Annotated in this window: 11 protein-coding genes; 5 read left to right on the forward strand and 6 right to left on the reverse strand. The window is 71.3% G+C overall.

What is annotated here, in order from left to right; all coding sequences use genetic code 11:
• Positions 1–10: 10 nt before the first annotated feature.
• Both HD597_RS37735 and HD597_RS37740 read right to left on the reverse strand, forming a co-directional pair.
• Positions 11–3,241, reverse strand: coding sequence for an MGH1-like glycoside hydrolase domain-containing protein (locus tag HD597_RS37735; RefSeq protein ID WP_253748669.1), 3,231 nt, complete (start codon positions 3,239–3,241; stop codon positions 11–13).
• Positions 3,238–4,626 carry a glycoside hydrolase family 43 protein gene (locus HD597_RS37740; protein ID WP_253748671.1) on the reverse strand — a complete coding sequence of 463 codons (1,389 nt, stop codon included), beginning with the start codon at positions 4,624–4,626 and terminating at the stop codon, positions 3,238–3,240. The genes HD597_RS37735 and HD597_RS37740 overlap by 4 nt, the downstream gene beginning before the upstream one ends.
• A 300-nt stretch (positions 4,627–4,926) precedes the next feature.
• On the opposite strand from HD597_RS37740, the gene HD597_RS37745 reads away from it, so the two are divergent.
• Together HD597_RS37745 and HD597_RS37750 are read left to right on the forward strand one after the other, a co-directional pair.
• The gene (locus tag HD597_RS37745; RefSeq protein WP_253748673.1) at positions 4,927–5,715 is read left to right on the forward strand and encodes a dioxygenase family protein; all 789 of its coding nucleotides are present in this window, start codon (positions 4,927–4,929) and stop codon (positions 5,713–5,715) included.
• 109 nt (positions 5,716–5,824) lie between these two features.
• A complete protein-coding gene (locus tag HD597_RS37750) occupies positions 5,825–6,691 on the forward strand; it encodes a peptidase associated/transthyretin-like domain-containing protein (protein WP_253748675.1) in 867 nt (288 codons plus the stop codon).
• On the opposite strand, the gene HD597_RS37755 is transcribed toward HD597_RS37750, so the two are convergent.
• The gene (locus HD597_RS37755) at positions 6,688–8,685 is read right to left on the reverse strand and encodes a GTP-binding protein (protein WP_253748677.1); all 1,998 of its coding nucleotides are present in this window, start codon (positions 8,683–8,685) and stop codon (positions 6,688–6,690) included. The two genes, HD597_RS37750 and HD597_RS37755, sit on opposite strands and share 4 nt — an antisense overlap.
• Positions 8,686–8,872: 187 nt before the next feature.
• Here HD597_RS37755 and HD597_RS37760 point away from each other — a divergent pair, with 187 nt between their 5' ends.
• From HD597_RS37760 to HD597_RS37770, 3 genes are read left to right on the forward strand one after another with little or no spacing between them, the layout of a single operon-like run.
• Positions 8,873–10,858 (forward strand): APC family permease, encoded by a 1,986-nt coding sequence (locus HD597_RS37760; RefSeq protein ID WP_253748679.1) that lies wholly within the window; start codon positions 8,873–8,875, stop codon positions 10,856–10,858.
• 58 nt (positions 10,859–10,916) lie between these two features.
• Positions 10,917–11,522 carry a TetR/AcrR family transcriptional regulator gene (locus tag HD597_RS37765; RefSeq protein WP_253748681.1) on the forward strand — a complete coding sequence of 202 codons (606 nt, stop codon included), beginning with the start codon at positions 10,917–10,919 and terminating at the stop codon, positions 11,520–11,522.
• Positions 11,519–12,766 (forward strand): FAD-dependent oxidoreductase, encoded by a 1,248-nt coding sequence (locus tag HD597_RS37770; RefSeq protein ID WP_253748683.1) that lies wholly within the window; start codon positions 11,519–11,521, stop codon positions 12,764–12,766. The genes HD597_RS37765 and HD597_RS37770 overlap by 4 nt, the downstream gene beginning before the upstream one ends.
• Here the strand turns inward: HD597_RS37770 and HD597_RS37775 are convergent, their stop codons facing one another.
• The 3 genes from HD597_RS37775 to HD597_RS37785 form a co-directional block, all read right to left on the reverse strand.
• Complete coding sequence (locus tag HD597_RS37775; protein ID WP_253748685.1) at positions 12,767–12,910, reverse strand: hypothetical protein; 144 nt, start codon at positions 12,908–12,910, stop codon at positions 12,767–12,769. It abuts the gene before it with no gap.
• Positions 12,911–13,081: 171 nt separating this feature from the next.
• Positions 13,082–13,501, reverse strand: a complete 420-nt coding sequence (locus tag HD597_RS37780; RefSeq protein WP_253748687.1) for a hypothetical protein — start codon at positions 13,499–13,501, stop codon at positions 13,082–13,084.
• Entirely contained in the window at positions 13,479–13,619 is a 141-nt protein-coding gene (locus HD597_RS37785) for a hypothetical protein (protein ID WP_253748689.1), read from the reverse strand. Before HD597_RS37785 ends, HD597_RS37780 begins: the two co-directional genes overlap by 23 nt.
• Positions 13,620–13,635 lie beyond the last annotated feature (16 nt).

Consider the following 13,635-nt stretch of genomic DNA (forward strand, 5'->3'; position numbering starts at 1 on the left):
CCTCAGTCGCTCAGCTTCCGTAGGCCTTGACCTCCAGCAGGCCGACGGAGCTGGTGCCGTTCCCGGTGAGCAGCACCCGCAGGCGGGTGGTGCTCGTGGCGGTGAAGGTGACGGAGTTGTAGCCGTTCTTGGTCAGCGAGTACGCCGACGCGCCGGGCACGTCCACGTACGCGCTGCCGTTCCAGTACTGCAGCTTCCACGAGGCGGGCATGTCGATGCCCTGGTCGTCGTCGAAGAAGTACACCTCGGCCCGGTTGAGCGTGCGGGCCGAGGACCAGGTCAGGTCCACCCACTGCTGGCCGGTCTCCGGCCAGCAGCCCCAGCGCGGGTTGACGGTGTCGTTGGAGGAGGGCGGGTCGATGCCGTCGTTGACCGCGGCCACGCTCTCCCAGGAGGAGGTGTAGGACGCGCTCGCCGTGGCCGACGCCGCCAGGTTCGACGGCGGCTGCACGCCGCCCCGGTTGTGCACCTTGATCTCGGTGAGTCCGGTCCTGGCGCCGGAGGCGGCCGTGGCCAGCACCCGCACCCGCTGCGCGGTGACGGCGGGGAACTGCACCACGTTGTAGTTGGCGCGTGGCGCGGCCGGGGTCTTGGCCTGGGAGGGCACGCTGACCCAGGCGCTGCCGTTGTGGTACTGCACGTCGTAGGAGGCCGGGGCCCGGTAGGTGGTGCTGGCCGGGCGGCTGTCCTTGAAGTGCAGCCGCACCTCGTTGAGGGTGCGGGCGGTGCCGAAGTTGAGCTCGTACCAGTCCTGGCCGGCGGTGGTGCCGCCCCAGAAGGGCTCGTTGATGGAGTAGCCGTCCACGGCGCCCGCGGTGGAGCTGCCCGAGGCGGTGGTGGAGGCCGTGGCGGTGGCGCCGGCGGCCAGGTTCGCCAGGTTGGCGGTGAGGTCGACGCCGGCCTTGGCCAGCATGTCGACCATGCGGGCGCTGGTGTGGCTGACCTGGGCCGGGGCCTGCAGACCCGCGACGGCGACGTTGTGGGTGACGGTCCCGGTGGTGGTCACCGCGCCGGTGGCCGGGTCCCACGTGAACGGCACCAGCGTCGACACGGTGGCGGCGCGGCTGCCGTTGACGTAGATCGAGTAGCCCTCGGGCACGCCGGGGTAGCGCACGACGCCGTCGGCCGGGTCGTCCCAGACGATGGTCAGGTCGGCGTTGCGGTAGCGCAGGTTGTTGACGGTGAAGTGGGACCAGCCGATGTTGATCGGCGAGAGCTCCACCTTGGCGTCGTTGCGCGGCCGCAGCCCGGCGACGTCCTCGACGACGGTCCAGTTGCTGCTGCCCAGGATGTTGTGGTGGATCCAGGAGCGGTAGGTGATCGAGGAGCCGTTCCAGTCGGCCCAGAACTCGTTGGCGTCGGGCCACTGGGTGTTGCCGCCCACGTACTGCGCCCAGGCGTTCCAGTAGAGCAGCTTCTTGTACCAGGTCGGGTCGATCCACTCGTTGGGGTAGTTGCGCAGCACCGAGGAGAGCAGACGGAACTGCACGGTGGAGTTGATCGTGGAGAAGTTGTTGCTGCCGGTGCCGGAGGCCGCCTTGTCGGCCTGGTTGGCGGTGTAGAAGGGGAAGATCGGGTACTGCGCCGGGTCGTCGAACAGGCGCAGCGCCTGCTTGTAGGTGGCGGTGTTGGGGATCGCGCCGACGGCGAACGGGTAGTAGTTGTTGATCTCCTTCCACGGCACCCATTCGTTGGTGGACTTCAGCCGGTGCTCGAAGAGCTGCCTGCTGGGGTTCCACAACACGCTGACGATGGCGTTCTGGATCTGGGTGGCCAGGGTGCGCAGCTCGGTGGCCTTGGCGGTGTTGCCGACGGCCTCGTACGCCTGCGCGGCGGCCAGCGCGCCGCTGTACTGGTAGGCGGCCTCGGCCCGGTCCATGCGGCCCGGCTTCCAGTGGAACGACACGGCGTCGGCGTCGTTGCCGGTCAGGGCGCCCCAGTCGTACTCGATGAGCTTGTTGTTGTCCGTGTCGTAGTAGGCGAGCTGCCCCTTGACGTCCTGCTCGGCGTAGCGGGCCAGGTTGGCGGCGATGGCCGGCTGGCCGCCGTGGATCTGGTAGCTCTTCCAGGCCGCCTCGCCGATGTACTGCGTGTAGCTGTTCGACCAGTTCTCCGGGTCGCCCGGGTTGTCGAGGAAGCGGCCGTTCTTGCTGGTCTGGCCGACGCTCAGCCAGTCGCCGTAGGAGTAGATCGGGTTGCGCAGGTACTTCAGGTCGTCGATGTGCATGGGCTGAGTCAGCGCGATCGCGTTGTTGTAGCCCAGCACGCCCTCGCTGGAGGTGGGGAACTGGAAGGTCTGCCCGGGGATGTCGGCGTCGAGGTGGTTGAAGCGCATCAGCCACCAGCGGTAGTAGATGTTCTTCTTGATGGCCGGCTCGGGCACGTCGATGTAGGGCACGTTGTCGGCCCACCAGCGGTTGTAGGCGCGCACGTGGGTGGCGAACGCGGTGGCGGCCGAGTAGCCGGCGTAGGCGTCGTACTCGGTGCGGGAGGCCGGGAGCTCGTTGGCGACGAAGCCCATGACCACCTTGACCGTCACCGTGGCGCCCGCGGCGATCGTCAGCGAGCGGTTGAGGCCGCCGCTGGAGACCGCGCAGCCGTCGCAGGTGAGCCGGGGGTAGAGGGTGGTGAGGTTGTTGTAGGCGTTCACCTGGCCGGTCAGCTCGCTGCCGCTGCCGCTGGTCGCGTACGGCGAGGTGGCCCGCAGTTGCAGCGTGGTGGAGGCGGAGCCGCCGTTGGTGATGGCCAGGTTGGCCACGGCCACGTTGTGGTCGGTGATGAACTTCGTCTGGTTGACCGTGATGGAGCCGCTGGTGTGACGGCTCTTCCAGTGGCTGGGCGCCTGCCAGCGGGAGGCGACCTGCTCGGTGAACGTGCCGGGGGTCAGCGCGACGGTGAAGGCGTTGTTGTTGCTGATGCTCTCCCAGTACGCGGCCTGCCCGGCGAAGCCGAGCGTGCCGGGCGTGTGCGTCTTCATGAACAGCGCCCGGCCGCGCGTCATGAGCCAGGTGCCCGCCGGGTCGTTGCCGGGGCGGGCCAGCAGGCGGTCCACCCAGAAGTCGGTGCCGGAGCTCTCGGCGTCGTAGATGGCCCGCATGTAGTCGCCGGTCGTGTACGTGCCCGGCGCCGCCGGGACGGCCGGGCCGTTGAAGGCGGGGTAGCCGATGGTCTGGTCGGCGTACGCGGCGGGGGCCGTGACCAGGCCCGCGACGAGGAGCAGGGCTAAGAGGGCACGCCTCATGAGAAGGCTCTCCATTCGAGCACGCCGGTCGAGTAGCCGGATCTGGAGGTGATGTTCAGGCGCAGGCGGGTCGTGCTGACGGGGGTGAACGTCGTGGTGTTGAAGGCGTTGGCCGCCACGCCGCAGCCCGACGAGCCGGGCACGTTGACGTAGGCGCTGCCGTTCCAGTACTGCACCTGGCAGGAGGCCGGCAGGTCGATCCCCAGGTTGTCGTCGAACCAGTAGACCTCGGACCGGGAGATCGTCCGGGCGGTGGGCCACTGGTACTCGATCCACTCGGTGCCCTGGTGGTTCCAGTTGCCGTAGGCGCCGTGGCTGTGGTCCTGCGAGTTGGCGGGGGTGTAGCCGTCCTTGATCGCGCCGAGGGTCTCCCACGGTGAGACGTACGAGGTGGACGGGGTGGCGCTGGCGGCCAGGTTGCCGGGGGTGGTGGGGCCGCCGGTCTGGACGACCTTCTGCATGGTGCCGTCGGCGTTGAAGGAGAGCTGGTCGATGGTCACCGAGCGGCGGAAGTCGCCTCCGCCGGGGGCGGCGGCGTTGTGGTAGACCATGTACCACTGGCCCTTGAACTCGATGATCGCCGGGTGGTTCGTGGTCGAGCTGACCTGGTCGAGCACGACGCCGCGGTGCGTCCACGGGCCCAGTGGGTTGCTCGCGGTGGCGTAGCGCACGCACGCGTAGCCGGGCTGGGAGCAACCCGAGTCGTTGGCGGCGTAGGCCAGGTAGTAGACGCCGTTGCGCTTGAACATCCAGGGCGCCTCCCAGAAGTTCGACACGCCGCTCGGGGTGATCACCGAGCCGACGGTCGAGGTCATGGAGGCGTTGAGCCGGACGGCGCGCAGGCCGTAGTAGGAGCCCCAGTACATGTAGACCTGGCCGTCGTCGTCGGTGAAGACGGTGGGGTCGATGTTGAGCGGGGAGGAGTTCGGGGTGCTGTCGCTGATCAGCGGGCCGCCGATGGCGTCGGTGAACGGGCCCGTGGGGCTGTTGCCGACGGCCACGCCGATGTTCATCCAGCCGGGGCCGTTGCCGTTGATGGAGGTGTACCAGTAGTAGCGGCCGTCGGCGCCGCGCTCGACCTCGCTGGCCCAGGCGTCGGCGCCCGCCCAGGAGAAGTTCGAGATCGCCAGCTTCGCGCCCTGGTCGGTGAAGGTGGTGGCGTCGGTGGAGCTGAAGACGTGCCAGTCGCGCATGACGAAGTTCGTGCCGCCGGTCGGGGCCTCGTCGTGGCCGGTGTAGAGGTACAGGGTGTCGCCCACGACCAGCGCGGCCGGGTCGGCCGTGTAGATCGCGGTGGTGATCGGCGCGCCCGCCAGCGCGGGCCGGGCGTCGGTGAGGAGGAGCAGGAGTGCCGCGGCGATGGCTGCCGCCCATCGTCGTCTCATGTGTTCGCCCCTTACGGAATGTGAGCGTTAACATTGATGACTCGGGACAACCTAAAAGGTTTTCGGGAAAGTAGACCGGCCACCTGAGGGCTGTCAATCACCTGTTGCAACCCGCTGCACGAACCCTGACGTGCGAGGATGGAAACCACCGACTGCTGATCAGCTAGCGGACGCTTGGTTACAGTTCGATATCAACCGAAAAGGCTTTCGGTGACTCCGACACGACCTCCTGCCTGCGCGGAAAATCCTTCCGATCGTGAGATGTTCCGAGAAGTAGCTCCTGACCTTTGAGGATCTTCCGTGGGACACGATCACGAGGGCCGGCGGTTCAGCCGCCGGCGGATGATCACCGGGTTCGGCTCGCTCGGGCTCGGCGGCCTGTTCACCGCCGGCGCGCACGCCACGTCCGAGCCCGACACGTACGCCAAGGCCGACGCGCTGTTCGCCGAGGCCCGGACCTGCACGCTGACGCGCGGCACGCAGCAGGGCCCCTACTACTTCGAGACGCGCGCGCTGCGCAGCGACATCCGCGAGGACCGGCCCGGCGTGCGGCTGCGCCTGGCGATCAAGGTGCAGGACGGCGAGACGTGCCGGCCACTGCCGGGATCGGTGGTCGAGATCTGGCACTGCGACGCGGCCGGGCTCTACTCGGGCGCCGAGGCGGAGTCGCGCGACGCGCTGAGCGGCAGCGGAGGCGGCAAGATCACGATCAACGCCGGCGAGAAGTTCACCGACATGCGGCCGTCGGACGGCAGCCGCTACCTGCGAGGCGCCCAGGTCGCCGGGCCCGACGGCGTCGTCAGGTTCACCACCATCTGGCCGGGCTGGTACCCGGGCCGCACCGTGCACATCCACGTGATGGTGGTCGTGGACGGGGACCGGGCGCTGTGCACCGAGCTCATGTTCGACGAGGCGTACAACAGGAAGGTGCTGGCACTGCCGCCCTACCAGGGGCACCAGCAGCAGCGCGACACGTTCAACGGCAACGACCCCGTCCACGAGGACGGCATGCTGACGCACGTCACCGAGGACGGCGACGGCTTCCTCGCGGTCATCGTCCTGTCCGCCGACCCCGGCAAGCCGCACTAGATGGATCTTCTGTTCCTCACGAGAACTTCATGCTCGGCACAGGCACGGGTAAGAGGCCCCGGCCTACGGTGTGGTCCCAAGCAAATCGGGACACACCGGAGGATTCTCAGTGGGACACGACCACGAAGGCCAGCGGGTCAGCCGCCGGCGCCTGTTCGCGGGCATCAGCTCGATCGGGCTCGGCACCCTGGTGGCGGCCTGCTCCGGCTCGGGCACGTCGGCCGTCACCACGTCCACGGGCGCGACCGTGACGCCGCAGGCCACCACGGCCACGAGCGGTGACCTGGCCGCGCTCTTCGAGGGTGCGGGCACCTGCGAGCTGACCGCCACGACCACGCAGGGCCCGTACTACTTCGACGCCGACAAGGTGCGCGGCGACATCCGCGAGGACCGGCAGGGCGTGCGGCTGCGAGTCGCGATCAAGGTGCAGGACAGCGAGACGTGCGAGCCGCTGAAGAACGCCGTCGTCGAGATCTGGCACTGCGACGCGGCCGGGCTCTACTCGGGCGCCGAGTCGCTGTCCACGGGCGGCGGCGGCAACCCGCCTCCCAGCGGCCGGCCCACGGGCGCCCCGCCCGGCGGAGGGCCGGGCGGAGGCGGCGAGGGCGGCGGCTCGATGGACCTGCAGCCCACGGACGACCAGCGTTACCTGCGCGGCGCGCAGGTCACCAACGCCGAGGGCATCGTCGAGTTCACCACCATCTGGCCGGGCTGGTACCGGGGCCGCACCATCCACATCCACGCCATGGTGCACGTCAGCAACGAGCGCGTGCTGACCACGCAGATCATGTTCGACGAGAGCCTGAACAGCGTGGTCATGGCCAAGGCGCCCTACTCCGGGCGCACCGGCCGCGACACGTTCAACGACGGCGACACCATCTACGGGGACGGCATGCTGATGAAGGTCGCCCAGGACGGCGACGGCTACGTGGGCGCCATCGTCTTCGCCGCCGACTCCGACAGGGACGGCGGTTAGACCCGCCGGACCACGTGCAGCAGGTACTCCTTCCTGTCGAGCGGGTTGTGGTCGGTGCGCGGGCGCTCGGGGACCGGGCCGCGTACGGGCTCGTACCGGTCGAAGTCGCACTCCAGCACGCCCTCGCCCCTGGTCAGCCCCGGCAGCCGCTGCTCCAGCCCGTGCACCCGGGCAGCGGGGATCTCCCCCTCCACCACGGACGACAGCCGGGTGCGCGGGATCGCGCCCAGCCCGGCCAGCACGGGCAGCAGCGGGCCCAGCGTGTCGGGCGGCAGCTCCAGGCGGAAGCGGTGCAGCGGCTCGTACACCGTGGTGCCCGCCCGCCGCAGCGCGGTCATCAGCACCAGCGGGACCAGGTTGCGGAAGTCGCCGGCGGTGCTCGACATGCTCTTGTCGAAGCTGCCGTGCGCGTGGCTCTGCCTGGCGTAGTAGCCGGAGTGGGTCAGCGTGACCACGCAGTCCACGACCTCCCAGCCGTGCAGGCCCTGCTTGAGGGTCTCGTGCACGGTCTCCTCGATCGTGCGCATGAACGCGTACGGCAGCGAGCCCAGCTCCACCTCCAGCCGGAACCGCACCCCGCCGCCGACCGGCCCGGGCTCGACGCGCAGGCCGACGGTGGCGAGGAACGGGTTGGGCGCCACGGCGATCAGCTCCACGGCGGCGCCGGTGCCGCGGGGGCGTTCGACGCAGATCGTGGTGGTCTCGCGGAAGGTGACGTCGAGGCCGAAGTCGGTGGCGAGGGTGGCCTGGATGACCTCCTTCTGGACCTCGCCGTAGAGGGAGACCGACACCTCCTGGCGCAGGTCGTCCTGGCGCAGGTCGATCAGCGGGTCCTGCTCGGCGAGCTGGGTGAGCGCCAGGTGCAGCGCTCCCCTGTCGGCGGGGCGGCGCGGCACCACGACCGTCTCCAGGGTGGGCGGCGCGAAGTGCGGCTCCGGCCCGCTCGGGCCTGGTGCGGCGCGCCCGGGACGCGGCCCCGCGTGGGGGTGGCCGACGGTGTCGCCGATGCGGACGTCGGCCAGGCCCCAGAGGCGGGCGATGCGGCCCGCCGGCACCTCCTGCCGCCGCGCCGACGTGCCGCCGTCGAAGACGCTGATCGCCGTGACCTTGCCCGCCCGGCCGGGGCCGAAGCTCAGCCGGTCGCGGGTGCGCAGCGTGCCGCCGAACATCCGCGCGTAGGCGACCTTCTCCCCCGCAGGCCCCCGCTCGACCTTGAAGACGGTCCCCGACACCGGCCCCTCCGGATCGCCCTGGGCGGCGGGCAGCAGCTCCTCGATGCCCGCCATCAGCTCCCGCACGCCGGCCCCCGTGATGGCCGAGCCGAAGAACACCGGATGCGCCAGCGCCCGCCCGGTCTGGGCGACGAGCTCGGCGCGCAGCCGGGACCAGGTCAGGGAGTCCTCGTCGTGCACGTACGCGGCCAGCACCTCGTCCTCCTGGGCGGCGAGCACGTCCACCAGGCTCGTGGCGAAGTCGGCCTGACCGTCGAACGGGGTGAAGGCGGCGGCCGGCGTGCCCAGGCCGGTGGTCGCGCCCATGGCGATCGCCCCGGGAGACAGCCTGGCCGTGATCTCGCGCAGCACGCCGTCGTACCGCGCGCCACGGCGGTCGATCTTGTTGACGAAGATGAGCGTGGGCAGGCCGAGGCGGCGCAGCGTACGCATGAGCACGCGGGTCTGCGCCTGCACGCCCTCCACCGCGGAGACCACCAGGACGGCGCCGTCGAGCACGCTGAGCACCCGCTCGACCTCGGCGATGAAGTCGGGGTGGCCGGGCGTGTCGATCAGGTTGACCGTGGTGCCGCCGATGGCGAAGGACACGACCGCGGACTTGATGGTGATGCCGCGCTGGCGCTCCAGGGCCAGCGAGTCGGTCTGGGTGTTGCCCTCATCGACGCTGCCGACCTCGTCGATCACTCCGGCGGCGTGCAGCAGCCGCTCGGTCAGGCTGGTCTTACCGGCGTCTACATGCGCCAAAATCCCCAAATTGAGCATTCGCACCGAACGTCATGTCCTCTGATTGGCTGACTCCTTCTGTCTCGTGGGACACGACAGTTGCCCGCATCTTCCTGCTCCTTCGGCTCGTCCGAACTGGGGACAGGACACCAGAGCCACTCCCGGCGTAGCAACCCATTTACCGCTCACTAAGGTGATACACCGTTCACGACGAGAGGGAGATCCGGTGAACGGTAGCGGCGGCGGACTGGCCGTCCCCGAAGTGGTGGAGACCCCCGGCCGGGCCGCGCCGCCGGCCGGCGGCGTGCTGCGGTGGCTGCTGAAGCACCAGGTGCAGCCCGTCGGCCCCGAGACGGCCGAGGGGCACGCCACGCCGCAGGCGTGGTGGAAGGTCATGTGCCTGACCGGCGTCGACTACTTCTCGACGCTGGCCTACCTGCCCGCCATCGCCGCGACGGCGGCCGGGGCGCTCTCGCCGCTGGCCACGCTGCTGATCGTGGCGCTGACGCTGCTGGGCATGCTGCCGATGTACCGGCGGGTGGCCAAGGAGAGCCCGCACGGGCAGGGGTCGGTGGCCATGCTGGAGCGGCTGCTGCCGTTCTGGCGGGGCAAGCTGTTCGTGCTGGTGCTGCTGGGGTTCGTGGCCACGTCGTGGATCATCACGATCACGCTGTCGGCGGCCGACGCGTCGGTGCACGTCGTGGAGAACCCGTTCTTCCCGAGCTTCCTGCACGGCCACGAGGTCGCGCTCACCGTGGTGCTGCTGCTGGTGCTCGGCGGGGTGTTCCTGCTCGGCTTCACCGAGGCGGTCGGGGTCGCCATCCCGCTGGTGGCGATCTTCCTCGGGCTCAACGCCGTGGTCGTCGCCGTGGGGCTCTCCGAGGTGTTCTCCTCGCCCGACGCGCTCGCCACCTGGACGGACGCGCTGTTCGAGGGGCGCGGCGGGATCGGGGGCGTCATCGGGCCCGCGATCCTCGCCTTCCCGCTGCTGGTGCTGGGCCTGTCCGGGTTCGAGACGGGGGTCAGCATGATGCCGCTGGTCGAGGCCAGGGGCGCCACCGCGGCGGAACGGCTGGGCTCGCGCATCGGCAACACGCGCAAGCTGCTGACCGTGGCCGCCCTCATCATGAGCGTCTACCTGATCGCGACCAGCTTCGTGACCACCGTGCTCATCCCGGCCGAGGAGTTCAGGCCCGGCGGGGCGGCGAACGGCAGGGCGCTGGCGTACCTGGCGCACGAGCGGCTCGGCGAGATGTTCGGCACCGTGTACGACATCAGCACCATCCTCATCCTGTGGTTCGCCGGCGCCTCCGCGATGGCCGGGCTGATCAACATCGTGCCGCGGTACCTGCCCGGCTACGGCATGGCGCCCGAGTGGGGCCGGGCCGTGCGTCCCGTGGTGCTGGTCTACACGCTCGTCTGCGTCGTGCTCACCATCGCCTTCGACGCCGACGTGGACGCCCAGGCCGGCGCGTACGCGACCGGCATCCTGGCCATGATGGTCTCCGGGGCGGTCGCGGTGACCATCTCCGCCGTCCGCAGGCGACAGCGCCGGGCCGTGGCCGGGTTCACCGTGCTGAGCCTCGTCCTGCTGTACGCGCTGGTGGAGAACATCAGGGAGAAGCCCGACGGCATCACCATCTCGGCCTTCTTCATCCTCGGGATCATCGTCATCTCGCTGATCTCGCGGGTGTCGCGGACGACGGAGCTGCGGGCCGAGCGGATCGAGTTCGACGAGGCCGCGCGGCGGTTCGTGACCGACTCGCTCGCCCACGACAGGCAGCTCAACCTGATCGCCAACCGCCGCCAGCGCGGCGACAAGGCCGAGTACGAGCTCAAGGAGGCCGAGCAGCGCGGCATGAACCCGGTGCCGGGCCGGGCCGACGTGCTGTTCCTGGAGATCGACGTCATCGACCCCTCGGAGTTCAGCAACGTGCTGCGGGTGCACGGGGTGGACGTGAACGGGCACCGGGTGCTGCGCGCGGAGAGCCCCGCGGCGCCGAACGCCATCGCCGCGATCCTGCTCGCCCTGCGCGACGCCACCGGAGTGCGGCCGCACTGCTACTTCGAGTGGGCGGAGGGGGCGCCGCTGATGCACATGTTCCGCTACCTCATCCTGGGGCGCGGTGACACGGCTCCGGTCGTACGCGAGATCGTCCGCGCCGCCGAGCCCGAGCCGGGCCGCCGCCCGGGCATCCACGTCGGCGGCTGACCACCGCGTTCCCCGCCCCGCACGTGCCGCGCTCCGGCATGAGCTAGCATTTGGACAGTTGCCCAAGTCGAATGCCCAAGAGGAGAACATGGCCCACGTCTCCGCCGAACGCGGCAAGGCCACCCGCCAGCGGTTGCTCGACGCCGCCGTCGCCCTCGTCCCCGAGGTCGGCTGGGGCGGCGTCACCACCCGGATGGTCGCCGAACGGGCCGGGGTCGCCCCCGGCGTGGTGCACTACCACTTCGCCTCGGTCACGGACCTGCTCACCGCCGCCGGCCTCGGCTTCACCGCCGGCCTGCTCGACGTGCTCGCCACGGAGCTGACCGCGCGGCAGGACGTCGGCGAGGCGGTCGACTGGCTGCTCGGCGAGCTGTCGCGCTACAGCGGCACCGATCCGGCCTCGCTGCTGGTGGTCGAGATGTTCCTGGCCGCCACCCGGCTGCCCGAGCTGCGCGACGGGCTCGGGCAGCAGGTCGGCCGGTTCCGCGCCGCGGTGGCGTCCTGGCTGGTCGAGCGGGGTTACCGGGGAGATCCGGTCGCGGCGGCGGCGATGCTGGCGGCGTCGGTCGACGGGATCATGCTGCACCGCGCCCTCGACCCCGGCCTCGACCCGGCCGCGCTGGGCGGGCTGCTGCGGGCCATGCTCGGGAAGGGAGCACCGTGAGGATCGTCGTCTGCGGCGCCGGCATCGCCGGCCTGACGCTGGCCTGGCATCTCGAACGCGCCGGATGGGAGGTGGAGCTGGTCGAGCGGGCGCCGGCGTTCCGCGACGGCGGTTACATGATCGACTTCTACGGTCCCGGTCTGCAGGTCGCCGACCGCATGGGGCTGCGGCCACGGCTCCTGCGCGACCGTTACCCCGTCGAAGAGCTCAGCTACGTCGGCCGCGACGGGCGGCGGACCAGCCACCTCAAGCTGAGCTCGGGGCTGGAGAACGTGTTCAGCCTGCTGCGGGGCGACCTGGCGCGGGCCATCGCCGACGGCGTACGCGCGCCCGTCACGTACGGCGCCACCGTCGAGAGCGCCGAGCGGCACGCGGACGGAGTGACCGTGCGGCTGACCGACGGCACCACACGCGAGGCGGACCTGCTCGTGGGCGCCGACGGGGCCCGCTCCCGGGTGCGGGCGCTGGCCTTCGGCGAGGTCGCGCCGCGCTATCTCGGGCACCAGGTGGCGGCCTTCCTCGTGCGGGACGCGGAGCTGAGCCGCCGGGTCGGGACGCGTTACCAGATGCTCACCGAGCCGGGCCTGATGGCCGGCGCGTACGCGCTGCGCGACGACCGGCTCGCCCTGCTGTTCCTGCGCCGCGAGCCGGACCCCGCCCTGCCCGCCGACCCGGCCGCCGCCCTGCGCCGCCACTTCGGCGGGCTCGGCTGGATCCTGCCCTCGGTGCTGGAGCGCGTCCCCGGGCCCGCCGGGCTCTACTACGACCTGGTGACGCAGGTGGAGATGGAGCGCTGGCACAACGGCCGGACGGTGCTCCTGGGCGACGCCTGCCAGGCCGTGTCGTTGTTCGCCGGTCACGGGGCGAGCATGGCGATGGCGGCGGCCTGGGTGCTGGCCGACGAGCTGACCACGGCGCGCGACGCGCCGGAGAGCCTGGCCGACGCCGACGAGACGCCCGGGAGCCTGGCCGGCGCCGATGAGCCGCCCGGGGGCCTGGCCGGCGCCCTCGCCCGTTACCAGGCGCGGATGGCCCCGGCCGTTGCCGAGGTGCAGGACTTCGGGCGGCGGTCCATCCACTGGCTCGCGCCCTCGAACCGGTGGCGCATCCTCGCCCGCGACCTGATCTTCCGGCTGGCCGCCCTGCCCGGCGGCAGCCGCCTGTTCGTCAACTCCTTCAGCCCCGGCGGCCACAACCTCATCACGTCCCGCTCGGACGTGCTGGAGAGCGTGCGCCGCGACTGATCATCCCCAGCGGCTGCGCAGCCGGCCGAGCGTGGCCCGCCGCGACCGCTCGCGCCGCTCCCGCAGGTGCGGGGCGTGCGGCGGGCCGGGCACGGCGGCGGTGCGCGTCCAGTAGCCGGCCAGCGCCACGAGCAGGGCGTCCACCCGCTCGGCCGGTGCGGCCTCGCCCAGCGGCCCGGCCCGGCTCTGAGCTGCCCTGCCGTGCCGGCCGGTGGGTGCGGGCCGTGGCCGGTCCGGTGGCCAGGGCGTGCCAGAGCTCGCAGCGGCCCGCCATGCGCGCGGCCACGGTCGGCGGCCCGGCCAGCGGCGCCGGGGTCAGCGGGCCCGCGCAGGCCGCCAGCATGTCCAGCGCCGCCGCCAGCTCCCCCGGGTGCCACGGCTCGTGCGGCACCCGGCCCGGCGCCTCCTCCGAGCAGAGCAGCCCCAGCCGTCCCGTTCGCAGGAGAACAGCAAGCGCGGCGCCGGCACCGCGGCGGGCAGGGCCGCGCTGACCACCGCCTCGGACCGGTAGTCCCCCGCGTGGTCCGCGCCGGACGGCACCGCCTTGAGAAACACCCGCCCGCCGCGCGAGCAGCCGCCGTTCAGGTGCCCGTCGACGGTGGCGATGCCGCGGACGCCGTACGAGAAGCCGCCCTGGCGCGGCTCGAACCCCCGCACGGCGCCCAGCCGGCGCTCGACCTCCGCCACCAGCGACGGCGGCAGCCCGGCGAGCTCACGCCGCGGAGTCCTCCTCATCCTCGATCTCGTCCCCACCCTCACCGCGGTCAAGCGTCTGCTTGGCGGCCCTGAACCGGGCGCAGCGCGCCTCCAGCTCCCGTTCGTCTTCCAGGATCCACTGTTCGATCATGGTCAACGAAGTGATCACACGC

Origin of the sequence: Nonomuraea thailandensis (assembly GCF_024172165.1) — a bacterium.
Taxonomy (GTDB): Bacteria; Actinomycetota; Actinomycetes; order Streptosporangiales; family Streptosporangiaceae; genus Nonomuraea; species Nonomuraea thailandensis.